At 68.4% G+C, this 25,645-nt stretch carries 37 protein-coding genes and 1 pseudogene; 36 read left to right on the top strand and 2 right to left on the bottom strand.

The window, feature by feature from the left end:
• Positions 1–397: 397 nt before the first annotated feature.
• The 31 genes from rpsJ to truA all read left to right on the top strand — a co-directional run bounded on the left by rpsJ (position 398) and on the right by truA (position 18,064).
• Positions 398–706, top strand: coding sequence for a 30S ribosomal protein S10 (rpsJ, locus tag CRV15_RS10290; RefSeq protein WP_003948644.1), 309 nt, complete (start codon positions 398–400; stop codon positions 704–706).
• Positions 707–720: 14 nt separating this feature from the next.
• The gene (gene rplC, locus CRV15_RS10285) at positions 721–1,365 is read left to right on the top strand and encodes a 50S ribosomal protein L3 (protein WP_003956465.1); all 645 of its coding nucleotides are present in this window, start codon (positions 721–723) and stop codon (positions 1,363–1,365) included.
• 5 nt (positions 1,366–1,370) lie between these two features.
• Positions 1,371–2,021, top strand: a complete 651-nt coding sequence (gene rplD, locus CRV15_RS10280) for a 50S ribosomal protein L4 (protein ID WP_003961508.1) — start codon at positions 1,371–1,373, stop codon at positions 2,019–2,021.
• Positions 2,021–2,350: a 50S ribosomal protein L23 gene (gene rplW, locus CRV15_RS10275; RefSeq protein ID WP_003961509.1), complete on the top strand. Its 330-nt coding sequence runs from the start codon at positions 2,021–2,023 to the stop codon at positions 2,348–2,350. Before rplD ends, rplW begins: the two co-directional genes overlap by 1 nt.
• 39 nt (positions 2,351–2,389) lie before the next feature.
• Complete coding sequence (rplB, locus tag CRV15_RS10270; RefSeq protein WP_003956462.1) at positions 2,390–3,226, top strand: 50S ribosomal protein L2; 837 nt, start codon at positions 2,390–2,392, stop codon at positions 3,224–3,226.
• A 12-nt stretch (positions 3,227–3,238) separates the two neighbouring features.
• Positions 3,239–3,520, top strand: a complete 282-nt coding sequence (gene rpsS / locus CRV15_RS10265) for a 30S ribosomal protein S19 (protein ID WP_003956461.1) — start codon at positions 3,239–3,241, stop codon at positions 3,518–3,520.
• A gap of 51 nt (positions 3,521–3,571) precedes the next feature.
• Positions 3,572–3,919, top strand: a complete 348-nt coding sequence (rplV, locus tag CRV15_RS10260) for a 50S ribosomal protein L22 (protein WP_009997296.1) — start codon at positions 3,572–3,574, stop codon at positions 3,917–3,919.
• Complete coding sequence (gene rpsC / locus CRV15_RS10255; RefSeq protein ID WP_003956459.1) at positions 3,919–4,749, top strand: 30S ribosomal protein S3; 831 nt, start codon at positions 3,919–3,921, stop codon at positions 4,747–4,749. Before rplV ends, rpsC begins: the two co-directional genes overlap by 1 nt.
• Positions 4,750–4,754: 5 nt before the next feature.
• Positions 4,755–5,174: a 50S ribosomal protein L16 gene (gene rplP / locus CRV15_RS10250; protein WP_003956458.1), complete on the top strand. Its 420-nt coding sequence runs from the start codon at positions 4,755–4,757 to the stop codon at positions 5,172–5,174.
• Positions 5,174–5,398, top strand: coding sequence for a 50S ribosomal protein L29 (gene rpmC, locus CRV15_RS10245; RefSeq protein WP_003956457.1), 225 nt, complete (start codon positions 5,174–5,176; stop codon positions 5,396–5,398). The genes rplP and rpmC overlap by 1 nt, the downstream gene beginning before the upstream one ends.
• Positions 5,398–5,685, top strand: coding sequence for a 30S ribosomal protein S17 (rpsQ, locus tag CRV15_RS10240; protein ID WP_003956456.1), 288 nt, complete (start codon positions 5,398–5,400; stop codon positions 5,683–5,685). The genes rpmC and rpsQ overlap by 1 nt, the downstream gene beginning before the upstream one ends.
• A 97-nt stretch (positions 5,686–5,782) precedes the next feature.
• Positions 5,783–6,151 (top strand): 50S ribosomal protein L14, encoded by a 369-nt coding sequence (gene rplN, locus CRV15_RS10235; RefSeq protein WP_003956455.1) that lies wholly within the window; start codon positions 5,783–5,785, stop codon positions 6,149–6,151.
• 2 nt (positions 6,152–6,153) lie between these two features.
• Entirely contained in the window at positions 6,154–6,477 is a 324-nt protein-coding gene (rplX, locus tag CRV15_RS10230; RefSeq protein WP_003956454.1) for a 50S ribosomal protein L24, read from the top strand.
• Positions 6,477–7,034 (top strand): 50S ribosomal protein L5, encoded by a 558-nt coding sequence (gene rplE / locus CRV15_RS10225; RefSeq protein WP_003956453.1) that lies wholly within the window; start codon positions 6,477–6,479, stop codon positions 7,032–7,034. The genes rplX and rplE overlap by 1 nt, the downstream gene beginning before the upstream one ends.
• A 3-nt stretch (positions 7,035–7,037) precedes the next feature.
• The gene (locus CRV15_RS10220) at positions 7,038–7,223 is read left to right on the top strand and encodes a type Z 30S ribosomal protein S14 (RefSeq protein WP_003956452.1); all 186 of its coding nucleotides are present in this window, start codon (positions 7,038–7,040) and stop codon (positions 7,221–7,223) included.
• Positions 7,224–7,434: 211 nt separating this feature from the next.
• On the top strand, positions 7,435–7,833 hold the full coding sequence (gene rpsH / locus CRV15_RS10210; RefSeq protein ID WP_003956451.1) for a 30S ribosomal protein S8: 399 nt from the start codon (positions 7,435–7,437) through the stop codon (positions 7,831–7,833).
• Between the two features lie 21 nt (positions 7,834–7,854).
• A complete protein-coding gene (gene rplF / locus CRV15_RS10205) occupies positions 7,855–8,394 on the top strand; it encodes a 50S ribosomal protein L6 (protein WP_003956450.1) in 540 nt (179 codons plus the stop codon).
• Positions 8,395–8,397: 3 nt separating this feature from the next.
• Positions 8,398–8,781 carry a 50S ribosomal protein L18 gene (gene rplR, locus CRV15_RS10200; protein ID WP_003956449.1) on the top strand — a complete coding sequence of 128 codons (384 nt, stop codon included), beginning with the start codon at positions 8,398–8,400 and terminating at the stop codon, positions 8,779–8,781.
• Positions 8,782–8,847: 66 nt separating this feature from the next.
• Complete coding sequence (gene rpsE, locus CRV15_RS10195; protein WP_003956448.1) at positions 8,848–9,453, top strand: 30S ribosomal protein S5; 606 nt, start codon at positions 8,848–8,850, stop codon at positions 9,451–9,453.
• Positions 9,453–9,635 (top strand): 50S ribosomal protein L30, encoded by a 183-nt coding sequence (rpmD, locus tag CRV15_RS10190; RefSeq protein WP_003956447.1) that lies wholly within the window; start codon positions 9,453–9,455, stop codon positions 9,633–9,635. Before rpsE ends, rpmD begins: the two co-directional genes overlap by 1 nt.
• A gap of 1 nt (position 9,636) precedes the next feature.
• Positions 9,637–10,092 (top strand): 50S ribosomal protein L15, encoded by a 456-nt coding sequence (rplO, locus tag CRV15_RS10185; protein WP_003956446.1) that lies wholly within the window; start codon positions 9,637–9,639, stop codon positions 10,090–10,092.
• 257 nt (positions 10,093–10,349) lie between these two features.
• Positions 10,350–11,669 carry a preprotein translocase subunit SecY gene (gene secY, locus CRV15_RS10180; RefSeq protein WP_003956445.1) on the top strand — a complete coding sequence of 440 codons (1,320 nt, stop codon included), beginning with the start codon at positions 10,350–10,352 and terminating at the stop codon, positions 11,667–11,669.
• Complete coding sequence (locus CRV15_RS10175) at positions 11,669–12,313, top strand: adenylate kinase (RefSeq protein ID WP_003956444.1); 645 nt, start codon at positions 11,669–11,671, stop codon at positions 12,311–12,313. The genes secY and CRV15_RS10175 overlap by 1 nt, the downstream gene beginning before the upstream one ends.
• 233 nt (positions 12,314–12,546) lie before the next feature.
• Complete coding sequence (gene map / locus CRV15_RS10170; protein WP_003956443.1) at positions 12,547–13,383, top strand: type I methionyl aminopeptidase; 837 nt, start codon at positions 12,547–12,549, stop codon at positions 13,381–13,383.
• A 245-nt stretch (positions 13,384–13,628) separates the two neighbouring features.
• Complete coding sequence (gene infA, locus CRV15_RS10165) at positions 13,629–13,850, top strand: translation initiation factor IF-1 (protein WP_003956442.1); 222 nt, start codon at positions 13,629–13,631, stop codon at positions 13,848–13,850.
• Positions 13,851–13,904: 54 nt separating this feature from the next.
• Positions 13,905–14,018 (top strand): 50S ribosomal protein L36, encoded by a 114-nt coding sequence (rpmJ, locus tag CRV15_RS10160; protein ID WP_003956441.1) that lies wholly within the window; start codon positions 13,905–13,907, stop codon positions 14,016–14,018.
• A gap of 214 nt (positions 14,019–14,232) precedes the next feature.
• Complete coding sequence (gene rpsM, locus CRV15_RS10155) at positions 14,233–14,613, top strand: 30S ribosomal protein S13 (RefSeq protein WP_003956433.1); 381 nt, start codon at positions 14,233–14,235, stop codon at positions 14,611–14,613.
• Between the two features lie 98 nt (positions 14,614–14,711).
• On the top strand, positions 14,712–15,116 hold the full coding sequence (gene rpsK, locus CRV15_RS10150; protein ID WP_003956432.1) for a 30S ribosomal protein S11: 405 nt from the start codon (positions 14,712–14,714) through the stop codon (positions 15,114–15,116).
• Between the two features lie 248 nt (positions 15,117–15,364).
• Entirely contained in the window at positions 15,365–16,387 is a 1,023-nt protein-coding gene (locus tag CRV15_RS10145; RefSeq protein ID WP_003956430.1) for a DNA-directed RNA polymerase subunit alpha, read from the top strand.
• 167 nt (positions 16,388–16,554) lie between these two features.
• Positions 16,555–17,061, top strand: a complete 507-nt coding sequence (gene rplQ, locus CRV15_RS10140; protein ID WP_003956429.1) for a 50S ribosomal protein L17 — start codon at positions 16,555–16,557, stop codon at positions 17,059–17,061.
• 136 nt (positions 17,062–17,197) lie between these two features.
• Positions 17,198–18,064 (top strand): tRNA pseudouridine(38-40) synthase TruA, encoded by an 867-nt coding sequence (gene truA, locus CRV15_RS10135; protein WP_003961513.1) that lies wholly within the window; start codon positions 17,198–17,200, stop codon positions 18,062–18,064.
• Here truA and CRV15_RS10130 read toward each other — a convergent pair.
• Positions 18,038–19,144, bottom strand: coding sequence for a hypothetical protein (locus tag CRV15_RS10130; protein ID WP_009997308.1), 1,107 nt, complete (start codon positions 19,142–19,144; stop codon positions 18,038–18,040). The genes truA and CRV15_RS10130 overlap by 27 nt on opposite strands.
• A gap of 56 nt (positions 19,145–19,200) precedes the next feature.
• Between CRV15_RS10130 and CRV15_RS10125 the strand changes: the two genes are divergently transcribed.
• From CRV15_RS10125 to glmM, 4 genes are all read left to right on the top strand, one after another.
• On the top strand, positions 19,201–20,823 hold the full coding sequence (locus CRV15_RS10125) for an ABC-F family ATP-binding cassette domain-containing protein (RefSeq protein ID WP_003956426.1): 1,623 nt from the start codon (positions 19,201–19,203) through the stop codon (positions 20,821–20,823).
• Between the two features lie 290 nt (positions 20,824–21,113).
• Positions 21,114–21,557: a 50S ribosomal protein L13 gene (rplM, locus tag CRV15_RS10120; RefSeq protein WP_003956424.1), complete on the top strand. Its 444-nt coding sequence runs from the start codon at positions 21,114–21,116 to the stop codon at positions 21,555–21,557.
• Positions 21,558–21,598: 41 nt separating this feature from the next.
• Positions 21,599–22,117 carry a 30S ribosomal protein S9 gene (gene rpsI / locus CRV15_RS10115; protein ID WP_003956423.1) on the top strand — a complete coding sequence of 173 codons (519 nt, stop codon included), beginning with the start codon at positions 21,599–21,601 and terminating at the stop codon, positions 22,115–22,117.
• Positions 22,118–22,306: 189 nt separating this feature from the next.
• Positions 22,307–23,665, top strand: coding sequence for a phosphoglucosamine mutase (gene glmM, locus CRV15_RS10110; RefSeq protein WP_003956422.1), 1,359 nt, complete (start codon positions 22,307–22,309; stop codon positions 23,663–23,665).
• Positions 23,666–23,755: 90 nt separating this feature from the next.
• Here the strand turns inward: glmM and coaA are convergent, their stop codons facing one another.
• Positions 23,756–24,796 carry a type I pantothenate kinase gene (gene coaA / locus CRV15_RS10105; protein WP_003961515.1) on the bottom strand — a complete coding sequence of 347 codons (1,041 nt, stop codon included), beginning with the start codon at positions 24,794–24,796 and terminating at the stop codon, positions 23,756–23,758.
• A gap of 72 nt (positions 24,797–24,868) precedes the next feature.
• Here coaA and CRV15_RS10100 point away from each other — a divergent pair.
• Positions 24,869–25,579 (top strand): annotated as a pseudogene (locus CRV15_RS10100) (glucosamine--fructose-6-phosphate aminotransferase); the annotation flags it as partial.
• Positions 25,580–25,645 lie beyond the last annotated feature (66 nt).

The raw sequence follows: 25,645 nt of genomic DNA, 5'->3' as shown, positions 1-25,645 counted from the left end.
ACCCCCGTGACCTGGGGTACTCTCTACGGCTCGATTGGCCAGCGCGCCATCCCGTATGGCAGACTGTGCGGGTTGCTCGGTTGAGTGCCGATGCTGCGCGCCTCCCGCCGGGAGGACCGGAAGCGAGTCCCACAGTACTCGTCGCCCCATCTGCCGTACGGCAGCGCTGAGGCGGACGTACGGGAATCTTCCGGGAAGTGTCAGCGGGGTGCAGACCAGGCACTCGGTGGGTGCTTTTCCCCCGATGCGCGGGCCGGACCCGCGCCCCCTTGGTTGGGATGTCCCCTGGGACATCTGCGTAGAGGGAGCGCGACACGCCCGACCGCGTGGGTCGGAGAAAAGCGCAGGACCCCCCGAGTTCCAGAGCGTTCACTAGAGACAGGACTACTGAGTAGCCATGGCGGGACAGAAGATCCGCATCCGGCTCAAGGCCTACGACCACGAGGTCATCGACTCCTCGGCGAAGAAGATCGTCGAGACGGTGACCCGCACTGGTGCGTCGGTCGCGGGCCCGGTGCCGCTGCCCACTGAGAAGAACGTGTACTGCGTCATCAAGTCGCCGCACAAGTACAAGGACTCGCGCGAGCACTTCGAGATGCGCACGCACAAGCGCCTGATCGACATCCTCGACCCGACGCCCAAGACCGTTGACTCGCTGATGCGCCTGGACCTTCCGGCCGGCGTTGACATCGAGATCAAGCTCTGAGAGGCACGGAGAAGATGGCTAAGCAGATCAAGGGCGTCCTGGGCGAGAAGCTCGGCATGACCCAGGTCTGGGACGAGAACAACCGTGTCGTCCCGGTGACCGTCGTCAAGGCCGGGCCCTGTGTTGTCACCCAGGTCCGTACCAATGACGTCGACGGCTATGAGTCGGTCCAGATCGCCTTCGGCGAGATCGACCCGCGCAAGGTGAACAAGCCCCTCAAGGGCCACTTCGCCAAGGCCGACGTGACCCCGCGCCGCCACCTGGTGGAGCTCCGTACCTCCGACGCCAGCGAGTACACGCTCGGCCAGGAGATCACGGCTGCCGTGTTCGAGTCCGGCGTCAAGGTTGACGTCACGGGCAAGAGCAAGGGCAAGGGCTTCGCCGGTGTCATGAAGCGCCACAACTTCCGTGGTCTGGGTGCCGGTCACGGTACGCAGCGCAAGCACCGCTCTCCCGGTTCCATCGGTGGCTGCGCCACCCCGGGCCGTGTGTTCAAGGGCCTCCGCATGGCGGGCCGTATGGGCAACGAGCGGGTCACCACCCAGAACCTGACCGTTCACGCCGTTGACGCGGAGAAGGGCCTGCTGCTCATCAAGGGCGCGGTTCCTGGTCCGAACGGCGGCCTGGTCCTGGTCCGCACTGCGGCCAAGGGGGCCTGAGGACTATGAGCACCATTGACATTCTGTCGCCCGCGGGTGACAAGACCGGGACCGTCGAGCTCCCGGCCGAGATCTTCGACGCCAAGGTCAGCGTTCCGCTGATCCACCAGGTCGTCGTCGCGCAGCTGGCCGCTGCCCGCCAGGGCACGCACAAGGTCAAGACGCGTGGCGAGGTCCGTGGTGGTGGCAAGAAGCCCTACCGCCAGAAGGGCACCGGCCGCGCCCGCCAGGGTTCGACCCGCGCTCCGCAGTTCGCCGGCGGTGGCGTTGTGCACGGCCCCGTGCCGCGCGACTACTCGCAGCGCACCCCCAAGAAGATGAAGGCCGCCGCCCTGCGCGGTGCCCTCACCGACCGGGCCCGCAACGCGCGTATCCACGTCGTCACCGGCGTGGTCGAGGGTGGCATCTCCACCAAGGCCGCCCGGACGCTGTTCGGCAAGATCTCGGAGCGCAAGAACCTGCTCCTGGTCGTCGAGCGCTCCGACGAGGCCGCGTGGCTGTCCGCCCGCAACCTGCCCCAGGTGCACATCCTGGAGCCGGGCCAGCTGAACACGTACGACGTGATCCGCTCCGAGGACGTGGTCTTCACTCAGGCCGCCTTCGAGACCTTCGTGTCTGGCCCCCAGGCCAACGAGACCGAAGGGAACGACGCCTGATGACCGACAACGCTCAGGTCACCGTTACCAGCAAGACCTTCTCGGACCCGCACGACATTCTCGTCAAGCCGGTTGTCTCCGAGAAGAGCTACGCGCTGCTGGACGAGAACAAGTACACGTTCGTCGTCGACCCGCGTGCCAACAAGACCCAGATCAAGCAGGCCATTGAGAAGGTCTTCTCGGTCAAGGTCACCGGGGTCAACACGATCAACCGCCAGGGCAAGCGCAAGCGCACCCGCACCGGTTTCGGCAAGCGCGCCAACACGAAGCGCGCCATCGTGACCCTCGCCGAGGGCGACCGTATCGACATCTTCGGCCAGGCCTCCTGACGGAGCGCCCTGGTCCGAATATCGGACGAGGACTGAGAAATGGGTATCCGCAAGTACAAGCCGACGACTCCGGGCCGTCGTGGCTCCAGCGTCGCCGACTTCGTCGAGATCACGCGGTCCACGCCGGAGAAGTCGCTGGTCCGCCCCCTGCACAGCAAGGGCGGCCGTAACAACACCGGTCGTGTGACCGTCCGCCACCAGGGCGGTGGCCACAAGCGCGCCTACCGTGTGATCGACTTCCGTCGTCACGACAAGGACGGCGTGCCGGCGAAGGTCGCTCACATCGAGTACGACCCGAACCGCACCGCGCGCATCGCGCTGCTCCACTACGCGGACGGCGAGAAGCGCTACATCATCGCGCCGCGTGGCCTGTCGCAGGGTGACCGCGTCGAGAACGGCCCCGGGGCCGACATCAAGCCGGGCAACAACCTGGCGCTGCGCAACATCCCGGTCGGTACGACCATCCACGCCATCGAGCTGCGGCCCGGCGGCGGCGCGAAGTTCGCCCGCTCCGCGGGTGCCTCCGTGCAGCTGCTGGCGAAGGAGGGCTCCATGGCCCACCTGCGCATGCCGTCCGGTGAGATCCGTCTGGTCGACGTCCGCTGCCGCGCCACCATCGGCGAGGTCGGCAACGCCGAGCAGTCGAACATCAACTGGGGCAAGGCCGGCCGCCTGCGCTGGAAGGGCGTCCGCCCGACCGTCCGCGGTGTCGCGATGAACCCGGTTGACCACCCGCACGGTGGTGGTGAGGGCAAGACCTCCGGTGGTCGCCACCCGGTCAGCCCGTGGGGTCAGAAGGAGGGTCGTACGCGTTCTCCCAAGAAGGCGAGCAACAAGTACATCGTCCGCCGCCGCAAGACGAACAAGAAGCGCTAGGAGCGGGTTTAGATGCCGCGCAGTCTCAAGAAGGGGCCCTTCGTCGACGACCACCTGATCAAGAAGGTGGACGTACAGAACGAGGCAGGCACCAAGAACGTCATCAAGACCTGGTCCCGTCGCTCGATGATCGTCCCGGCCATGCTGGGCCACACGATCGCGGTGCACAACGGCAAGACCCACGTTCCGGTGTTCGTCACCGAGTCGATGGTCGGCCACAAGCTCGGCGAGTTCTCGCCGACTCGCACCTTCCGCGGCCACGTCAAGGACGACCGGAAGTCGAAGCGCCGCTAATCGCGGGGTGGAACGACTATGACGAACGTGTCAGACACTGAAGGGACAACCATGGAAGCCAGGGCCCAGGCGCGGTACATCCGCGTCACGCCCATGAAGGCCCGCCGCGTGGTGGACCTCATCCGTGGCATGGACGCCACGGAGGCTCAGGCGGTCCTGCGTTTCGCCCCGCAGGCCGCGAGCGTGCCGGTTGGCAAGGTGCTGGACAGCGCCATCGCCAACGCCGCGCACAACTACGACCACACGGACGCCTCCACGCTGGTCATCAGCGAGGCGTACGTGGACGAGGGCCCGACCCTGAAGCGGTTCCGTCCGCGTGCCCAGGGCCGTGCCTACCGGATCCGTAAGCGGACCAGCCACATCACCGTGGTCGTCAGCAGCAAGGAAGGAACCCGGTAATGGGCCAGAAGGTTAACCCGCACGGGTTCCGGCTCGGCATCACCACGGACTTCAAGTCCCGCTGGTACGCCGACAAGCTGTACAAGGACTACGTCAAGGAAGACGTCGCCATCCGTCGGATGCTGACGTCCGGCATGGAGCGCGCCGGTATCTCGAAGGTTGAGATCGAGCGCACCCGTGACCGTGTCCGCGTGGACATCCACACCGCTCGCCCGGGCATTGTCATCGGTCGCCGTGGCGCCGAGGCCGACAAGATCCGTGGCCAGCTGGAGAAGCTGACCGGCAAGCAGGTCCAGCTCAACATCCTTGAGGTCAAGAACCCCGAGGTGGACGCTCAGCTGGTGGCCCAGGCCGTCGCCGAGCAGCTCTCCTCGCGCGTCTCCTTCCGCCGTGCCATGCGCAAGAGCATGCAGTCGGCGATGAAGGCGGGCGCCAAGGGCATCAAGATCCAGTGTGGTGGCCGTCTCGGCGGCGCCGAGATGTCCCGCTCGGAGTTCTACCGCGAGGGCCGTGTGCCGCTGCACACGCTCCGCGCGAACGTCGAGTACGGCTTCTTCGAGGCCAAGACGACCTTCGGCCGCATCGGTGTGAAGGTCTGGATCTACAAGGGCGATGTCAAGAACATCGCCGAGGTCCGCGCCGAGAACGCCGCCGCCCGCGCCGGCAACCGTCCGGCCCGTGGCGGTTCCGACCGCCCGGCCGGCCGCGGTGGCCGCGGTGGCGAGCGTGGCGGTCGCGGTCGCAAGCCGCAGCAGAGCGCCGCTGCCGAGGCCCCCAAGGCCGAGGCCGCTGCCGCTGCTCCGGCTGAGAGCACCGGAACGGAGGCCTGACCGACATGCTGATCCCCCGTAGGGTCAAGCACCGTAAGCAGCACCACCCGAAGCGCAGTGGCATGGCCAAGGGTGGTACGCAGGTTGCGTTCGGCGAGTACGGCATTCAGGCCCTTACTCCGGCGTACGTGACCAACCGCCAGATCGAGGCGGCCCGTATCGCGATGACCCGCCACATCAAGCGTGGCGGCAAGGTCTGGATCAACATCTACCCGGACCGTCCCCTGACGAAGAAGCCCGCCGAGACCCGCATGGGTTCCGGTAAGGGTTCGCCGGAATGGTGGATCGCGAACGTCAAGCCCGGTCGCGTGATGTTCGAGCTGTCCTACCCGAACGAGAAGACTGCGCGTGAGGCCCTCACTCGTGCAGCCCACAAGCTGCCGATGAAGTGCCGGATCGTCAAGCGCGAGGCAGGTGAAGCGTGATGTCGACCGGTACCAAGGCGTCGGAGCTGCGCGAGCTGGGCAACGAGGAGCTTGTCAACAAGCTCCGCGAGGCCAAGGAAGAGCTGTTCAACCTCCGCTTCCAGGCGGCGACGGGCCAGCTCGAAAACCACGGTCGGCTCAAGGCCGTCCGTAAGGACATCGCCCGGATCTACACCCTGATGCGCGAGCGCGAGCTGGGCATCGAGACGGTGGAGAGCGCCTGATGAGCGAGAACAACGTGACTGAAGAGACCAAGGCCGAGCGCGGCTTCCGCAAGACCCGCGAGGGTCTGGTCGTCAGCGACAAGATGGACAAGACCGTCGTCGTCGCCGTCGAGGACCGCGTCAAGCACGCTCTGTACGGCAAGGTCATCCGTCGTACGAACAAGCTCAAGGCCCACGACGAGCAGAACGCTGCGGGCGTCGGCGACCGTGTCCTCCTCATGGAGACCCGGCCGCTGTCCGCGACGAAGCGCTGGCGCGTCGTCGAGATCCTCGAGAAGGCCAAGTAATCGCTTGAAGGGGTAACCCTTCGAGTTCAGTTCCGCCAGGCTCCGGGGGGCCGCTCAGCGGCCCCCCGGGGAACCGGCAGACAAACAGGAGATAGACGTGATCCAGCAGGAGTCGCGACTTCGGGTCGCCGACAACACTGGTGCCAAGGAGATCCTTTGCATCCGTGTTCTCGGTGGTTCGGGTCGCCGCTACGCGGGCATCGGTGACGTCATCGTCGCCACCGTCAAGGACGCGATCCCCGGTGGCAACGTGAAGAAGGGTGACGTCGTCAAGGCGGTCATCGTTCGCACCGTCAAGGAGCGCCGCCGCCAGGACGGCTCGTACATCCGCTTCGACGAGAACGCCGCCGTCATTCTGAAGAACGACGGCGACCCTCGCGGCACCCGTATCTTCGGCCCCGTCGGCCGTGAGCTGCGCGAGAAGAAGTTCATGAAGATCATCTCGCTCGCGCCGGAGGTGCTGTAAGCATGAAGATCAAGAAGGGCGACCTGGTACAGGTCATCACCGGCAAGGACAAGGGCAAGCAGGGCAAGGTCATCGCGGCCTTCCCCCGCGAGGACCGGGTCCTGGTCGAGGGTGTCAACCGGGTCAAGAAGCACACCAAGGCCGGTCCGACCGCGCGCGGTTCGCAGTCCGGCGGGATCATCACCACTGAGGCCCCGATTCACGTGAGCAACGTTCAGCTCGTCGTGGAGAAGGACGGCAACAAGGTCGTGACCCGCGTCGGTTACCGCTTCGACGACGAGGGCAACAAGATCCGCGTTGCCAAGCGGACGGGTGAGGACATCTGATGGCTACCACCACCACTCCGCGTCTCAAGACGAAGTACCGCAACGAGATCAAGGACAAGCTGCGCGAGGAGTTCTCGTACGAGAACGTCATGCAGATCCCCGGTCTCGTCAAGATCGTGGTCAACATGGGTGTGGGCGACGCCGCCCGCGACTCCAAGCTGATCGAGGGTGCCATCAAGGACCTCACCACGATCACCGGCCAGAAGCCGGCCGTCACCAAGGCCCGTAAGTCCATCGCGCAGTTCAAGCTGCGCGAGGGCCAGCCGATCGGTGCACACGTCACGCTCCGTGGCGACCGCATGTGGGAGTTCCTGGACCGCACCCTGTCGCTGGCGCTGCCGCGCATCCGCGACTTCCGTGGTCTGTCCCCCAAGCAGTTCGACGGCCGTGGCAACTACACCTTCGGTCTCACCGAGCAGGTCATGTTCCACGAGATCGACCAGGACAAGATCGACCGCGTCCGGGGTATGGACATCACCGTGGTGACCACGGCGACCAACGACGCTGAGGGCCGCGCGCTCCTTCGTCACCTCGGCTTCCCGTTCAAGGAGGCGTGAGCCGTGGCGAAGAAGGCTCTCATTGCCAAGGCGGCCCGCAAGCCCAAGTTCGGCGTGCGTGCTTACACGCGCTGCCAGCGCTGCGGTCGTCCCCACTCCGTGTACCGCAAGTTCGGCCTCTGCCGTGTGTGCCTTCGTGAGATGGCTCACCGTGGCGAGCTGCCGGGCGTGACCAAGAGCTCCTGGTAAAACCCGCTTTTCGGGTTCTACCGGACGCTCTCGGTAAGCAGAGGGTCGGCGGGGGCCCAGCACTCCATGGCTTAGGCTAGGAGGGTTGGGCGTCCGCCGCCCGTACGACTTACTACGCCGTAGGTCCCCGCGCCGCACCCGTCCCGCCCCTGTGTGGGGAGAGGGATGGCGCATACAGGAAACCCCGGCGAGAGAGGCCGAAGGCCAATTCATGACCATGACTGATCCGATCGCAGACATGTTGACGCGTCTGCGGAACGCGAACTCGGCGTACCACGACACCGTGGCGATGCCGCACAGCAAGATCAAGTCGCACATCGCGGAGATCCTCCAGCAGGAGGGCTTCATCAGCGGCTGGAAGGTCGAGGACGCCGAGGTCGGCAAGAACCTCGTCCTTGAGCTCAAGTTCGGTCCGAACCGTGAGCGCTCCATCGCGGGCATCAAGCGGATCTCGAAGCCGGGTCTGCGCGTTTACGCGAAGTCCACCAACCTGCCCAAGGTTCTGGGCGGCCTCGGCGTGGCGATCATCTCCACGTCCCACGGGCTGCTCACCGGCCAGCAGGCACAGAAGAAGGGCGTGGGTGGGGAAGTCCTCGCCTACGTCTGGTAGTCGGGAACGGAGGAAAAGCCAATGTCGCGTATCGGCAAGCTCCCCATCCAGGTTCCCGCCGGTGTGGACGTCACCATCGACGGCCGCACGGTCGAGGTGAAGGGCCCGAAGGGCACCCTCACCCACACCGTTGCCGCGCCGATCGAGATCGCCAAGGGCGAGGACGGCGTTCTCAACGTCACCCGTCCCAACGACGAGCGTCAGAACAAGGCCCTGCACGGCCTGTCCCGCACGCTGGTGGCGAACATGATCACCGGTGTGACCCAGGGGTACACCAAGGCGCTCGAAATCAGCGGTGTCGGTTACCGCGTCGCCGCGAAGGGCTCCAACCTGGAGTTCCAGCTCGGCTACAGCCACTCGATCACGGTGGAGGCCCCCGAGGGGATCTCCTTCAAGGTCGAGTCGCCGACCAAGTTCTCGGTCGAGGGCATCGACAAGCAGAAGGTCGGCGAGGTCGCCGCGAACATCCGCAAGCTGCGCAAGCCCGACCCGTACAAGGCCAAGGGCGTGAAGTACGCGGGCGAGGTCATCCGCCGCAAGGTCGGAAAGGCGGGTAAGTAAGCCATGGCATACGGTGTGAAGATCGCTAAGGGTGACGCGTACAAGCGCGCCGCCATCAAGCGCCGGCACATTCGCATCCGCAAGCGTGTCAATGGCACGGCGGAGCGTCCCCGTCTGGTGGTGACGCGTTCCAACCGTCACATCGTCGCGCAGGTCATCGACGACATCGCGGGCCACACGCTCGCGTCGGCGTCGACCCTGGACAGCTCGATCCGCGGTGGCGAGGGCGACAAGAGCGCCCACGCCAAGCAGGTCGGCGCCCTGGTCGCCGAGCGCGCCAAGGCCGCCGGTGTCGAGGCCGTCGTGTTCGACCGTGGTGGTAACCAGTACGCCGGGCGCATCGCCGCCCTGGCGGACGCCGCCCGCGAGGCCGGGCTCAAGTTCTGAGCCGCCGTTCGCGCTAGCGACTTTATGTCGCTGCGTAGCTAGCGGAAAAAGAGAGAGGTAATTCCAATGGCTGGACCCCAGCGCCGCGGCAGCGGTGCCGGTGGCGGCGAGCGGCGGGACCGGAAGGGTCGGGACGGTGGCGCTGCTGCCGCCGAGAAGACCGCTTACGTTGAGCGCGTCGTCGCGATCAACCGCGTCGCCAAGGTTGTGAAGGGTGGTCGTCGCTTCAGCTTTACCGCGCTGGTCGTGGTGGGCGATGGTGACGGCACCGTGGGTGTCGGTTACGGCAAGGCCAAGGAGGTGCCGGCCGCCATCGCCAAGGGTGTGGAGGAGGCCAAGAAGCACTTCTTCAAGGTCCCCCGTATCCAGGGCACCATCCCCCACCCCATCCAGGGTGAGAAGGCTGCGGGCGTCGTCCTGCTCAAGCCCGCCACCCCGGGTACCGGTGTTATCGCCGGTGGTCCGGTGCGCGCCGTTCTGGAGTGCGCCGGTATCCACGACATCCTGTCGAAGTCGCTCGGCTCCGACAACGCGATCAACATCGTGCACGCGACCGTGGAGGCCCTGAAGGGTCTCCAGCGTCCCGAGGAGATCGCGGCCCGCCGCGGTCTGCCGCTGGAGGACGTCGCCCCCGCGGCTCTGCTGCGTGCTCGTGCGGGAGCGGGTGCCTGATGCCCCGCCTCAAGATCACGCAGACGAAGTCGTACATCGGCAGTAAGCAGAACCACCGCGACACCCTGCGTTCGCTCGGCCTCAAGCGGCTGAACGACGTGGTTGTCAAGGAGGACCGTCCCGAGTTCCGCGGCATGGTGCACACCGTCCGCCACCTCGTCACGGTCGAGGAGGTCGACTGACATGGCGGAGAACAACCCGCTGCGCCTCCACAACCTCGCCCCCGCCCCGGGTGCCAAGACCGCCAAGACCCGTGTGGGTCGTGGTGAGGCGTCCAAGGGTAAGACCGCAGGTCGTGGAACCAAGGGCACCAAGGCCCGCTACCAGGTTCCGGAGCGCTTCGAGGGTGGGCAGATGCCCCTCCACATGCGCCTCCCGAAGCTGAAGGGCTTCAACAACCCCTTCCGCACCGAGTACCAGGTGGTCAACCTGGACAAGCTGGCCGCGCTCTACCCGCAGGGTGGCGAGGTCACGGTGGCCGATCTGGTCGCCAAGGGTGCGGTTCGCAAGAACCACCTCGTCAAGGTCCTGGGCCAGGGCGAGATCTCCGTGGCGCTGCAGGTGACGGTCGACGCCGTCTCCGGCTCCGCCAAGGAGAAGATCGCCGCCGCTGGCGGCACGGTCACCGAGCTCGTCTGAGACGGCCTCTGTGGCTGAAAGCTGAACCATCCGACCGGGGATGCCCTCTCAAATGGGGCATCCCCGGTTGGTCGTTCCAAGGGGGGCACCGTCGCCGGTAAGGTGGCGTGCACTGTTGCTGTAAACATGCGGGGGGTCTGCCCCTCGTACCGTAAGGTCCGCTTTCACCGGGACCGTACGGACTTGCCTGAAACGTATTCGTCGATCCTCAAGACCGTCACCTCTGACGCAGTTGCGCGGGGGTCGCAGGAGGCACCGTGCTCACCGCGTTCGCCCGGGCGTTCAAGACGCCCGACCTGCGCAAGAAGCTGCTGTTCACGCTCGCCATCATCGTGCTGTACCGGCTCGGGTCACATATCCCCACACCGGGCATCGATTACCAGAACGTACAGATCTGTGTAGACCAGGCGCAGGAGAACAACAACAGCCTGTTCGGCCTGGTGAACATGTTCAGTGGCGGCGCGCTGCTGCAGATCACCATCTTCGCCCTGGGCATCATGCCCTACATCACGGCGAGCATCATCCTCCAGCTGCTGACCGTGGTCATTCCGCGATTGGAAGCCCTTAAGAAGGAGGGTCAGTCCGGGACCGCGAAGATTACGCAGTACACCCGTTATCTGACGATCGCTCTCGCCGTGCTCCAGGGCACCGGTCTGGTGGCCACCGCGCGCAGTGGCGCGCTCTTCAGTGGCTGTCAGGTCGCGAATCAGATCGTTCCCGACCAATCCATCTTCACGACCGTCACGATGGTCATCACGATGACCGCGGGTACGGCTGCCGTCATGTGGCTCGGTGAACTGATCACCGACCGCGGAATCGGCAATGGCATGTCGATCCTGATGTTCATCTCCATCGCGGCCGGCTTCCCGGGTCAGCTCTGGGCCATCAAGGAGAGCGGCAAGCTCGCACAGGGATGGATCGAGTTCGGCACCGTCATCGCGGTCGGTTTTGTGATGGTCGGCCTGGTCGTCTTCGTGGAGCAGGCACAGCGCCGGATTCCGGTGCAGTACGCCAAGCGCATGATCGGCCGCCGTTCGTACGGCGGTACGTCGACCTACATTCCGCTCAAGGTGAACCAGGCGGGTGTGATCCCCGTCATCTTCGCCTCGTCGCTGCTGTACATCCCGGCCCTGGTGGCACAGTTCTCCAGCGGTACCTCGGAGTGGAAGACCTGGATCGAGAAGTACTTCGTCACAGGTGACCACCCGTACTACATCACCGCGTACTTCATTCTGATCGTCTTCTTCGCCTTCTTCTATGTGGCTATCTCGTTCAACCCCGAGGAAGTCGCGGACAACATGAAGAAGTATGGTGGGTTCATCCCGGGCATCCGGGCTGGTCGACCTACTGCCGAGTATCTGAGTTACGTACTCAACCGGATCACTTGGCCGGGCTCGCTGTATCTGGGCCTGATTGCTCTTGTGCCGACGATGGCGTTGGCTTTCTTCGGGGGCGCGAACCAGAACTTCCCGTTCGGCGGGACAAGCATCCTCATCATCGTGGGTGTGGGTCTGGAGACCGTGAAGCAGATCGAGAGCCAGCTCCAGCAGCGCAATTACGAAGGGTTCCTCCGCTAATGCGAATCGTCCTCGTCGGACCCCCCGGTGCGGGCAAGGGAACGCAGGCCGCGTACCTTGCCGAGAACCTGTCGATCCCGCACATCTCCACGGGGGATCTCTTCCGGGCCAACATCAGCCAGGGCACCGACCTCGGCCGTCAGGCCAAGTCCTACATGGACGCGGGAGAGCTGGTCCCCGACGAGGTCACCATCGGCATGGCCAAGGACCGGATGGAACGGCCGGACGCCACCGGCGGCTTTCTGCTCGACGGCTTCCCGCGCAATGTCTCGCAGGCCGAGGCGCTGGACGCGATGCTGAAGTCCGAGGGCATGACGCTGGACGCGGTGCTCGACCTGGAGGTCCCCGAGGACGAGGTGGTCAAGCGGATCGCGGGCCGGCGCATCTGCCGGAACGACTCCAGCCACGTCTTCCATGTGACGTACTCGCCTCCGGCCCAGGAGGGTGTGTGCGACGTCTGCGGTGGCGATCTGTACCAGCGCGACGACGACTCCGAGACCACCGTGCGCAAGCGCCTGGAGGTCTACCACACCCAGACCGAGCCGATCATCGACTACTACCGGGGCCAGGGCCTCGTGGTGACGATCTCGGCGCTGGGCAAGGTCACCGAGGTGACCCAGCGGGCGATGGCCGCGTTGCAGTAGAAGACCGAGGCCGCCGCCGGCCAGGGCGGACGGTTTCGCGGTACGGGTGTCCGTACCGTCAGGAGCAGTACCAGAGTCGTGCACGGCCGTACGCGGTGCGCGACCGACGGCCGCGGTGTCCGAGAGGCACCGCGGCCGTACTGTTGAGCGAGGACCGGAGCCCCGAGGGGCCGTCCCGCCGGCAGGGCGCAGACGGTCACAGAGGACCGACGACAGAGGTGGAAGGCAAGGCCATGGTGCAGATCAAGACCCCGGAGCAGATCGCGAAGATGCGCGAGGCGGGGCTGGTCGTCGCCGCGATCCACGCCGCGACGCGCGAGGCCGCCGTGCCCGGCGCCACCACCCGGGACCTGGACGAGGTCGCCCGCAAGGTGATCGCCGAGCACGGGGCGAAGTCGAACTTCCTGGGCTACGGCGGTTTCCCCGCCACGATCTGCACCTCGGTGAACGAGGTCGTCGTCCATGGCATCCCGGACGACAAGACCGTGCTCAAGGACGGCGACATCATCTCCATCGACGCCGGTGCCGTCATCGACGGCTGGCACGGGGACGCCGCCTACACCGCCTTCGTCGGCACCGGTCACGCCCCGGAGCTGGTCGAGCTGTCCCGGGTGACCGAGGCGTCCATGTGGGCCGGGATCGCCGCGATGAAGAGCGGCAACCGCCTGGTGGACGTCTCGCGGTCCATCGAGACCTACATCCGCCGCCAGCCCAAGCCGGGCGGCGGCCGGTACGGGATCATCGAGGAGTACGGCGGCCACGGCATCGGCACCGAGATGCACATGGAACCGCATCTGCTGAACTACGTCGCCCGCAAGCGCGGCAAGGGCCCCAAGCTGGTGCCCGGCCTCTGCCTGGCCATCGAGCCGATGGTCTCGCTGGGCACGCCGAAGACCGAGGTGCTCGCGGACGAGTGGACCGTGATCACCACGGACGGGACCTGGTCCTCCCACTGGGAGCACTCGGTGGCCGTGACCGAGGAGGGGCCGCTCGTCCTCACCGCGCCGGACTGCGGCCGGGCCCGGCTGGCCGAGCTGGGGATCACGGCGGCGCCGGACCCGCTGGGCTGAGCCCGCCGACCGCCGGACGGGGCCCTGCCCCGGCTCCGGGACCCCGGGCCGCCGGACCCGGGGCACCCGGCGGTCTTCGGCCGCCGCCCGCCGGGCCCTGCGTAAGGATCACGAACCCTGGGCAAGCTCCCTGGATTCGTCTTTTCGAGGGGCCTGGCGTAGACTGATGCGTCGGCTCTCGTGTACCCGTGTGTCCGCACATGGCGACGGGAGTCGATCAAGGTAGCCGATTCGAAGGGCGAAGCGTGGCCAAGAAGCAAGGTGCCATCGAGATCGAGGGCACCGTGATCGAGTCCCTCCCGAACGCGATGTTCAAGGTGGAGCTTCAGAACGGTCACAAGGTCCTCGCGCACATCTCCGGCAAGATGCGGATGCACTACATCCGAATCCTTCCGGACGACCGGGTCGTCGTGGAGCTGTCTCCGTACGACCTGACGCGTGGCCGGATCGTCTACCGCTACAAGTAGATCTTGTCGCGCCCCTCTTCGGGGCGTCGGCACTGACCCGGAGAACCTCACCCCATGAAGGTCAAGCCGAGCGTCAAGAAGATCTGCGACAAGTGCAAGGTGATCCGCCGTCACGGCCGGGTCATGGTCATCTGCGACAACCTGCGCCACAAGCAGCGCCAGGGCTGACGCACGCCGACCTGCACTTCCCGCAGTTCTTCGCGCGACGCGAGCACAACGTACATAGGCAGAACCCGTCCGGCCGCACCGCGGCTGACGACACCTCCGGCGGGGGCCGGAGACCCGGTTCGTACCACCTCTTCCACGACCCCTCAGGGGTGTGGCGGGGTCGGCGGGCGGGAGTGGTTCTGCGGAAGACCCCCGAACACACAGGAGCCATTGCATGGCACGCGTTTCCGGTGTTGACATCCCGCGCGAAAAGCGTGTGGAGATCGCACTCACCTACGTCTTCGGTATCGGCCGCACCCTGGCGCAGGAGACCCTCGCCGCCACCGGTGTGAACCCGAACACCCGCGTTCGTGACCTGGCCGAAGAGGACCTGGTCAAGATCCGCGAGTACGTGGACAACAACATCAAGACCGAGGGTGACCTCCGTCGCGAGATCCAGGCCGACATCCGCCGCAAGGTGGAGATCGGCTGCTACCAGGGTCTGCGTCACCGCCGCGGTCTGCCGGTCCACGGCCAGCGCACCAGCACGAACGCTCGTACCCGCAAGGGCCCGCGTCGCGCCATCGCCGGTAAGAAGAAGCCGGGCAAGAAGTAGTCCTCAGCGGACATGGCGGAGGGCCGGGTACCACCCGGGACTCCGCGCCAACCAGCGGTCTTCGCTGAAGGACCGACCACCTCCCGTAGGAGTTATAGATGCCCCCCAAGGGTCGTCAGGGCGCTGCCAAGAAGGTGCGCCGCAAGGAAAAGAAGAACGTCGCTCACGGCCACGCGCACATCAAGAGCACGTTCAACAACACGATCGTGTCGATCACGGACCCGTCCGGCAACGTGATCTCCTGGGCCTCCGCCGGCCACGTCGGCTTCAAGGGCTCGCGCAAGTCCACCCCCTTCGCCGCGCAGATGGCCGCCGAGTCGGCCGCCCGCCGCGCGCAGGAGCACGGCATGCGCAAGGTCGACGTCTTCGTGAAGGGTCCCGGCTCCGGCCGTGAGACCGCGATCCGCTCCCTCCAGGCCACCGGTCTTGAGGTCGGCTCGATCCAGGACGTCACCCCCACGCCGCACAACGGCTGCCGTCCGCCGAAGCGCCGCCGCGTCTGACGCACGGCCGAGGCACGGTCGGCAGCCTGCTGGGGGTGTGGGGGTCATCCCCCTCATGTCGCAGTACGGCTGCCGTCCGCCGAAGCGCCGCCGCGTCTGACGCACGGCCGAGGTGCCGCGTGCGCCTCACCGCTTCATCCTGAGTGTCCGGGCGGTACGACCCCCTCGTGGGCCGTGCCGCCCGTACCCTTGCACCACATATGTCGGGCGTCATATAGCGGGCGCCCCCGACTGAAGGATCGATACACATGCTGATCGCTCAGCGTCCCTCGCTGACCGAAGAGGTCGTCGACGAGTACCGCTCCCGGTTCGTGATCGAGCCGCTGGAGCCGGGCTTCGGCTACACCCTCGGCAACTCCCTCCGCCGTACCCTCCTCTCCTCGATCCCGGGTGCGGCGGTCACGTCCATCCGCATCGACGGCGTGCTGCACGAGTTCACCACCGTGCCGGGCGTCAAGGAGGACGTCACCGACCTGATCCTCAACATCAAGCAGCTGGTCGTCTCCTCGGAGCACGACGAGCCGGTCGTGATGTACCTGCGCAAGCAGGGCCCGGGTCTGGTCACCGCCGCCGACATCGCGCCCCCGGCCGGTGTCGAGGTGCACAACCCCGACCTGGTCCTCGCCACCCTCAACGGCAAGGGCAAGCTGGAGATGGAGCTGACCGTCGAGCGCGGTCGCGGCTATGTCTCCGCCGTCCAGAACAAGCAGGTGGGCCAGGAGATCGGCCGTATCCCGGTCGACTCCATCTACTCGCCGGTCCTCAAGGTCACCTACAAGGTCGAGGCCACCCGAGTCGAGCAGCGCACCGACTTCGACAAGCTGATCGTCGACGTCGAGACCAAGCAGGCCATGCGCCCGCGCGACGCCATGGCGTCCGCCGGCAAGACCCTGGTCGAGCTGTTCGGTCTGGCCCGTGAGCTGAACATCGACGCCGAGGGCATCGACATGGGTCCGTCCCCGACGGACGCCGCGCTCGCCGCCGATCTGGCGTTGCCGATCGAGGAGCTGGAGCTGACCGTCCGCTCCTACAACTGCCTCAAGCGCGAGGGCATCCACTCCGTGGGTGAGCTGGTCGCCCGCTCCGAGGCCGACCTGCTCGACATCCGCAACTTCGGTGCGAAGTCGATCGACGAGGTCAAGGCGAAGCTGGCCGGCATGGGCCTGGCCCTCAAGGACAGCCCGCCCGGATTCGACCCGACCGCCGCCGCCGACGCCTTCGGCGCGGACGACGACGCGGACGCCGGGTTCGTGGAGACCGAGCAGTACTGAGTCTTCCCGGGGAGCGGGGACGGTGCGCCGCCGTTGTGGCTGAGCGCGCGGGTCCCTGCGCCCCTGGCGGGGCCTTCGGGCCCCGGCACACTGCCCGTGGGCATCCGCCCGCGGGGCCCTGACACCGGTACCTGACACGGCCGGTGCAGCACACAAGGAGAAACACCATGCCGAAGCCCGCCAAGGGTGCCCGTCTGGGCGGCAGCGCCGCGCACGAGCGTCTGCTCCTCGCGAACCTCGCGAAGGCGCTGTTCGAGCACGGCCGGATCACCACGACCGAGGCCAAGGCCCGCCGCCTGCGTCCGGTCGCCGAGCGCCTGATCACCAAGGCGAAGAAGGGCGACATCCACAACCGTCGCCTGGTGCTTCAGACGATCACGGACAAGGGCATCGTCCACGCCCTGTTCACCGAGATCGCTCCGCGGTACGCCGAGCGTCCGGGTGGTTACACCCGTATCACCAAGATCGGCAACCGCCGTGGTGACAACGCTCCCATGGCCGTGATCGAGCTGGTCGAGGGCGAGATCGCCAAGAAGGCCACCGTCGCCGAGGCCGAGGCCGCCACCCAGCGTGCGGTCAAGGAAGACGCCCTCAAGAAGGAGGAGGCGGCCACCGAGGACGCCCCCGCCGCCGAGGCCGCCGACGAGGCGAAGGCCGAGTCCAAGGACGCCTGAGTCCCGGGACCTGTGATCGCCTCCGGGTGATCCTCGTCGCAACGGGCCCGTTCCCTCCGGGGAGCGGGCCCGTTCCGCGTTCCCGGCCGGGCCGGCCCGGGCGGGGCCGCCGCGGGACTCTGAGAGGATCTGTGCTGTGAGCGATGAGGTGGAGCCCGGGTCCGTCCGGGTACGGCTGGACCTTTCCTACGACGGAAGGGACTTCTCCGGGTGGGCCCGGCAGGCGGGCGGGCGGCGCACCGTCCAGGGGGAGATCGAGGACGCGCTGCGGACCGTGACCCGCTCCGCGCGGCCGTACGAGCTGACCGTCGCCGGGCGGACCGACGCCGGGGTGCACGCCCGGGGCCAGGTGGCCCATGTGGATCTGCCCGCCGAGGTGTGGGCCGAGCACCGGGAGAAGCTGCTCAAGCGGCTCGCGGGGCGGCTCGACCGCGATGTGCGGATCTGGCGGGCCGAGGAGGCCCCGGCAGGGTTCAACGCCCGTTTCTCGGCCGTCTGGCGCCGCTACGCCTATCGCGTCAGCGACCACCCCGGCGGGGTCGACCCGCTGCTGCGCGGCCATGTGCTCTGGCACGACTGGCCGCTGGACGTGGCCGCCATGAACGCCGCCTCCCAGCCGCTGCTGGGGGAGCACGACTTCGCCGCGTACTGCAAGAAGCGGGAGGGCGCCACCACGATCCGCACCCTTCAGCGGCTCTCCTGGGAGCGCGACGCCGCCGGGGTGATCACGGCCACGGTGCGGGCCGACGCGTTCTGCCACAACATGGTGCGCTCGCTGGTGGGCGCGCTGCTCTTCGTCGGGGACGGGCACCGGCCCGTGGACTGGCCGGGGAAGGTGCTGGCGGCGGGTGTCCGGGACTCCGCGGTCCATGTGGTGCGCCCGCACGGCCTCACCCTGGAGGAGGTCGGCTACCCCGCCGACGAGCTGCTGGCCGCCCGGAACCGGGAGGCCCGCAACAAGCGGTCGCTGCCCGGGTCAGCCGGTGGCGCCGGCTGCTGCTGACGCCTTCGTCTCCCCGCGGCCGACGAGCCCCCGGAAGACCGTCTCCGCCACGTCGTCGCCCGCCTTGAAGGCGGCCTCGTCACCCTTCTTCACGGGCTTTCCGCCGGTGAGCCCGGTGGTGGTGAAGTACGCGTAGCGGCCGTAGGAGTTGGCCGTGAAGCGGCAGACCGGGCCGCCCTTGCAGAAGTCGGGGCCGCCCTTGGCCTTCAGCGGGGCGATATTGCCCTTGGACTGCTCGATCGCCTTCTTCGCCTCGCGCTCCAGCCCGAAGACGGCGACACCGACGGTGACCGAGATCTTGCCCCGGGTGTAGGTGGCGCGGAAGACCTGGTCGCAGCCGTTGCGCTCCAGGACGTCGCCGAGGCCGCCCTGGGTGACGGCGGAGCAGGCGTCGGCGCGGGCCACGGTGGACTTGGTGTAGGCCCGGTCACCCGCGGTCATCCTGCGGCCGGGGAAGAGGGTGTCGACGGTCAGCGGCGCCGTGTCCAGCTTCTCGTCCGCGACGATCTCCTGGGCGGTCGGCGGGGGCTTCGGGGCGCCCGTGGGCCCGGGGGAGGTGCCGCCGCTCGTGCTCGGCCGTGCGCTCTGCCCGCCTCTGTTGTCTTTTGTGCCGTCGTCGCCGGAGGTGAGCAGGACGCCCGCCGCCGTGGCGGCCACGGCGACGGCCGCGACCGCCGCGCCGCCGATCAGCGTCCGCCGCTTGCGCCGGTCCCGGGCGGCGGAGGCGTCGGCGAGCGCGGCCCAGTCGGGGGTGGTGGAGGCCGCCGGGGGCTGCTGGGCGGCCTGCGGACGGGGCTGCTGCTGCGGGGGCTGCGGCTGTCCCGGCCCGCCCTGCTGCGGATAGCCCGGATACGGCTGGGGCTGCCCGTAGGGGTTCGGCTGCCCCGCTCCGGGGCCGTAGGGGTTCGGCTGGTTCGGCTGCCCCTGGTAGGGGCCGGGAGCGCCCTGCTGCCCCCCGTAGGGCCCCTGCCGCTCCTCCCCCTGTCGGCCGCCGCTGTACGGATTGTGCTGACCGGACCCGTAGGGGTCCCCGCCCTGCCCGTCGGACCCGTGCGAGGGTCCCCCCTGACCGAAGCTCATGCCGCGCATCCTAAACCGGTTGGGTGACAGCGGGGCCTGGGGACAGAATCGAGCGCATGGGACATCTCGAAGCCGCACATCTGGAGTACTACCTTCCCGACGGGCGGGTGCTGCTCGCCGACGTCTCGTTCCGGGTCGGCGAGGGCGCCGTGGTCGCTCTGGTCGGCGCGAACGGCGCGGGGAAGACCACCCTGCTGCGGCTGCTCTCGGGGGAGCTGAAGGCGCACGGCGGCACCGTGACCGTCAGTGGCGGCCTCGGGGTGATGCCCCAGTTCATCGGCTCGGTCCGGGACGAGCGGACCGTACGGGACCTGCTGGTCTCCCTCGCCCAGCCCCGGGTCCGGGAGGCCGCGCGGGCCGTGGACGAGGCCGAGCACCTGATCATGACCGTGGACGACGAGGCCGCGCAGATGCGGTACGCCCAGGCGCTCAGCGACTGGGCGGAGGCCCGCGGCTACGAGGCCGAGACCCTGTGGGACATGTGCACCACGGCCGCCCTCGGCGTCCCCTACGAGCGGGCCCAATGGCGTGAGCTGCGCACCCTCAGCGGCGGTGAGCAGAAGCGGCTCGCCCTGGAGGCGCTGCTGCGCGGCCCCGACCAGGTGCTGCTCCTCGACGAGCCCGACAACTATCTGGACGTCCCCGGCAAGCGCTGGCTGGAGGAGCGGCTGAAGGAGACCCGTAAGACGGTCCTCTTCGTCTCGCACGACCGGGAGCTGCTCTCCCGCGCCGCCCAGAAGATCGTCAGTGTGGAGCCCGGCCCGGCGGGCTCGGACGTCTGGGTGCACGGCGGCGGCTTCGCCACGTACCACGAGGCCCGGCAGCAGCGGTTCGCCCGGTTCGAGGAGCTGAAGCGGCGCTGGGACGAGAAGCACGCGCAGCTGAAGGCGCTGGTGCACCGGCTGCGCCAGCAGGCGGCGATCAGCCCCGACATGGCCTCGCGGTACGCGGCGGCGCAGACCCGGCTGCGGAAGTTCGAGGAGGCGGGGCCGCCGCCCGAGCCGCCGAGGGAGCAGGAGATCCGGATGCGGCTGCGCGGCGGGCGCACCGGTGTGCGGGCCGTGACCTGCGCGGGGCTGGAGCTGACCGGGCTGATGAAACCGTTCGACCTGGAGGTCTTCTACGGCGAGCGGGTGGCGGTCCTCGGCTCGAACGGCTCCGGGAAGTCGCACTTCCTGCGGCTGCTCGCGGGGGATGCCTCGGTGGCCGCCACGGGGGCGTGGAAGCTGGGCGCGCGGGTGGTCCCCGGCCACTTCGCGCAGACCCACGCCCACCCCGAGCTGGAGGGCCGGACCCTGGTCGACATCCTGTGGACGGAGCACGCGAAGGACCGGGGCGGGGCGATGTCGGTGCTCCGCCGGTACGAGCTGGAACGCCAGGGGGACCAGAGCTTCGACCGGCTCTCCGGCGGGCAGCAGGCGCGGTTCCAGATCCTGCTGCTGGAGCTGGTGGGGACGACCGCGCTGCTCCTGGACGAGCCCACCGACAACCTGGACCTGGAGTCGGCGGAGGCGCTCCAGGACGGTCTGGAGAGCTATGAGGGGACGGTGCTGGCCGTGACGCACGACCGCTGGTTCGCCCGTTCCTTCGACCGCTATCTGGTCTTCGGCTCGGACGGGGTGGTGCGGGAGACCCGGGAGCCGGTCTGGGACGAGCGCCGGGTGCAGCGCGCACGGTAACGTTCTGTGAGTGCCGGGGCCCGGTGGGGCCCGGCGCGGCAGATCGTTTTGACCCGCCCGGCGGTACGCGGGTAGTGTTCTGCTTCGTTATGCGTATTGGCTTGCTCTATCTCACGTGAGGGGCCCTTACGCCGGTCCACCGGACCGATGACCAGCGGCCGGCATCCGGGTTGCGTCCCCGTGATGCTGCCAGGGCTGACGTTCATCGTTCGGGTGGCCTTGTCAGGACCCGCTCCCCGAGCCTCCGGGCCCAGGGAGTCCCACTCACTGAAGAAGCGAAGGCTACGACCGTGCGTACGTACAGCCCCAAGCCCGGCGATGTGACGCGTCAGTGGCACGTCATCGACGCGCAGGACGTCGTCCTGGGCCGTCTGGCGACCACCGCCGCCACCCTGCTGCGCGGCAAGCACAAGCCGATCTACGCCCCCCACGTCGACGCTGGTGACTTCGTCATCATCATCAACGCGGACAAGGTGCACCTGTCCGGCAACAAGCGGACCCAGAAGATGGCCTACCGCCACTCCGGCTACCCGGGTGGTCTGCGTTCCGTCCGCTACGACGAGCTGATGGACAAGAACCCCGAGAAGGCCGTGGAGAAGGCCGTCAAGGGCATGCTCCCGAAGAACTCCCTGGGCCGTCAGATGCTCTCGAAGCTGAAGGTCTACGCGGGCGAGAACCACCCCCACGCTGCGCAGCAGCCGGTTCCGTTCGAGATCACCCAGGTCGCGCAGTAGTTCCGGCCACCCCCTAAGACGAAAAGAATCTGAGGAGCATCGTGGCCGAGACCACCGCTGAAATCCCCGTCGAGGGCGAAGAGACCTACGCCGAGGTCACCACCTTCGAGTCGGAGGTGCCCGTCGAGGGCGAGTACACCTCCGAGTCCCTGGCCTCCCGCTTCGGCGACCCGCAGCCGGCCGCCGGCCTGGGCCGCCGCAAGAACGCCATCGCCCGCGTCCGGATCGTCCCGGGCACCGGCAAGTGGAAGATCAACGGTCGCACCCTTGAGGACTACTTCCCCAACAAGGTGCACCAGCAGGAAGTCAACGAGCCCTTCAAGGTGCTCGAACTCGACAACCGCTACGACGTTGTCGCCCGCATCTCCGGCGGCGGCGTCTCCGGCCAGGCCGGCGCCCTGCGCCTCGGTGTGGCCCGTGCGCTGAACGAGGCGGACGTGGACAACAACCGCGGCCCGCTGAAGAAGGCCGGCTTCCTGAGCCGCGACGACCGCGCGGTCGAGCGCAAGAAGGCCGGTCTGAAGAAGGCCCGCAAGGCCCCGCAGTACAGCAAGCGCTAATCGCTCGCTCGGTCTGCTCTGTACGTACGCCCCGGCGGCACTCCGTGCTGCCGGGGCGTCGTCTTTCCCCGACCGGGCGACACGTTACGGCCGGAGCGCGTCCTTTCGGCCCCCCTCGGGCGGAGAACGGGCAGGAAGCGTTCATAGGCTTACCTTTCTGGAGCATCACGGAGTTTTCGGAGGACAGCTGTGGGACGACTCTTCGGCACGGACGGTGTGCGCGGTGTCGCCAACGCGGATCTGACGGCGGAGCTGGCCCTCGGGCTCTCGGTCGCCGCCGCGCATGTGCTCGCCGAGGCGGGAACCTTTGAGGGGCACCGGCCGACCGCCGTGGTCGGACGTGACCCACGGGCGTCGGGGGAGTTCCTGGAGGCCGCCGTCGTGGCCGGTCTGGCGAGCGCGGGCGTGGACGTCCTGCGTGTCGGTGTGCTGCCCACCCCCGCGGTGGCGTATCTCACCGGTGCGCTCGGCGCCGACCTCGGGGTGATGCTCTCCGCCAGCCACAACGCGATGCCGGACAACGGGATCAAGTTCCTGGCGCGCGGCGGGCACAAGCTCGCCGACGAGCTGGAGAACCGGATCGAGTCGGTCTACGAGCAGCACCGCTCCGGTGAGCCGTGGAACCGTCCCACCGGCGTCGGTGTCGGCCGGGTCCGCGACTACGACGAGGGCTTCGACAAGTACATCGCGCACCTCGTCGCCGTGCTGCCGAACCGGCTCGACGGACTGAGGATCGTCCTGGACGAGGCGCACGGCGCCGCCGCCCGGGTCTCCCCCGAGGCGTTCGCGCGGGCCGGGGCCGAGGTCGTCACCATCGGTGCCGAACCGGACGGGCTCAACATCAACGACGGCTGCGGCTCGACCCACCTCGGTCTGCTCAAGGCCGCGGTCGTGGCGCACGGGGCCGACTTCGGCATCGCCCACGACGGCGACGCGGACCGCTGCCTCGCCGTGGACGGCGCGGGCGAGGAGGTCGACGGCGACCAGATCATGGCCGTGCTGGCGCTGGCGCTGCGCGACGCGGGCGCCCTGCGCGGCAACACGGTCGTCGGCACCGTGATGTCGAACCTGGGCTTCAAGCTGGCGATGGAGCGCGAGGGCGTCCAGGTGGTGCAGACGGCGGTCGGCGACCGCTATGTCCTGGAGTCGATGAAGGAGCACGGCTACGCGCTGGGTGGCGAGCAGTCCGGGCATGTCATCGTCCTGGACCACGCCACCACCGGGGACGGCACCCTCACCGGGCTGCTGCTGGCCGCCCGGGTGGCCGCCACCGGCCGTTCGCTGGCCGAGCTGGCCGCCGTGATGGAGCGGCTGCCGCAGGTCCTGATCAACGTCCCGGACGTGGACAGGTCCCGGGTGCACACCTCCGGCGAGCTGGCGGCGGCCGTCGCCGACGCCGAGCGCGAGCTGGGCACGAGCGGCCGGGTGCTGCTGCGTCCGTCCGGCACCGAACCGCTGGTCCGGGTCATGGTCGAGGCCGCCGACAGCGAGCAGGCCCGCTCGGTCGCGGAGCGTCTCGCGGACGTGGTGAAGTCGGCCCTGGGCTGATCCGTCCCCCGGCCGGGACGGCGACGGGCCCCGTGACCCTTGCGGTCGCGGGGCCCGTTTTTGCTGGACACGCCGGCTGGATACGCCCCGTCAGAGCTTGCGCAGCGACAGCCGCCGGACCTTGTGGTCGGCGCCCTTGCGCAGGATCAGCGTGGCGCGGCCCCGGGTGGGGGCCACGTTCTCCAGCAGATTGGGCTGGTTGACGGTCCGCCACATGGTCCGGGCGTACTCCATGGACTCCTCCTCGGAGACCTGGGTGTACTTCCGGAAGTACGAGGACGGGTCCTGGAAGGCGGTCTCCCGCAGCCTGCGGAAGCGGTGGAGGTACCAGCTCTCGATGTCCTCGGGCCGGGCGTCGACGTAGACCGAGAAGTCGAAGTAGTCCGCGAGCCCCACCCGGGTGCGGCCGTCCTGGCCCGGCTGCGCGGGCTGGAGGACGTTCAGCCCCTCCACGATGAGGATGTCGGGGCGGCGGACCACCAGCCGTTCACCGGGGACGATGTCATAGATCAGATGGGAGTAGACCGGCGCGGTGACCTCCTCCTTGCCGGATTTGACGTCCGCGACGAAACGGGTGAGAGCCCTGCGGTCGTAGGACTCGGGGAACCCCTTGCGGGACATCAGCCCACGGGCCCGCAGCTCCTTCATCGGATAGAGGAAGCCGTCCGTGGTGACCCGCTCCACCCGGGGGTGCTCGGGCCAGCGCGCCAGCAGCGCCTGGAGCAGCCGGGCCACGGTGGACTTGCCGACCGCGACGGAGCCCGCCACCCCTATGACGAAGGGGGTGCCGCGCTGCTCGCCCTGGCCGCGGCCCGCGTCGCCCAGGAAGGTGTTGAGGGCGCCCCGCAGCTCCCCGGTGGCCTGGACATAGAGGTTGAGCAGCCGGGACAGCGGCAGATAGACATCGCGTACCTCGTCGAGGTCGATGACGTCACCGAGTCCGCGCAGCCGCTCCACCTCGTCGGCCGTCAGCGGCAGCGGGGTCCGGTCGCGCAGGGCGCTCCACTGGGCGCGGGTGAGGTCGACGAACGGCGTCGGCGCCGGTTCGCCGCCCCGGCGGGGCCCGCCCGCGGACGCGGTCGGCGGGACGTTCGCGGACGGGAACGGCGGAGGTGAGGAGATCACCTCCATATTGTCGTGGCTGTGCGGCGCGGTGGGGTGGTGTGCTCGGTCACGCGGGGCCCACGGCCGTAGGCTGCGGCCATGTGCGCAATCGTGGGGTACACCGGCGGCCGGTCGGCGCTCGAAGTGCTGTGGGAGGGCCTGGAGCGGCTGACGGACCGGGAGTACGACGCGGCGGGCGTCGCGGTGGTCTCCGACGGGGGTCTCGCCACCGCGAAGAAGGCGGGCCCGCTGGAGCGGCTGGAACGGGAGCTGACCCGGCGTCCGCTGCCCAGCGGCTCCACCGGGGTCGGGCACATCCGCCGGGGCACGGGGGAGAGCGGGGGAGACGCCGACGCGCATCCCCATCTGGACAACGCGGGCCGGGTCGCCGTCGTCCACAACGGGGTGATCGGGAACCATGCCGCGCTCCGTGCCGAGTTGACCCGGCGCGGGCACGCGCTCGTCTCCGCCACGGACACCGAGGTCGTGGCGCATCTGCTGGCCGAGTCCTTCTCCTCCTGCGGGGATCTGGCGGAGGCCATGCGGCAGGTGTACGGGCGTCTCGACGGCGTCTTCGCCCTGGCCGCCGTCGGCGCGGACGACCCGGACGTCCTGGTGGGCGCGGTCCGGGGGCTGCCGCTGCTGGTGGGGGTGGGCGACGGGGAGTCCTTTCTCGCGTCGGACGCCGCGGCCCTCGCCGGTGTGGCCCGGTCCGTGGTGGAGCCGGGCGACGGCCGGGTGGTGGAGGTGCGCCGGGACGGGGTGTCCGTCACCGACGCGGACGGTGCCGTGGTGGAGGTGCTTCCGTACCGGGCGGCGGGGGTACCGGCCGCCGGGGCGCCCTGAGGAGCACGGCCGCGGGACGGCCGAGCCGGA

Source organism: Streptomyces clavuligerus, assembly GCF_005519465.1.
In the GTDB taxonomy this organism is placed as follows: domain Bacteria; phylum Actinomycetota; class Actinomycetes; order Streptomycetales; family Streptomycetaceae; genus Streptomyces; species Streptomyces clavuligerus.
This window is presented reverse-complemented; position numbering and strand designations above follow the sequence as displayed.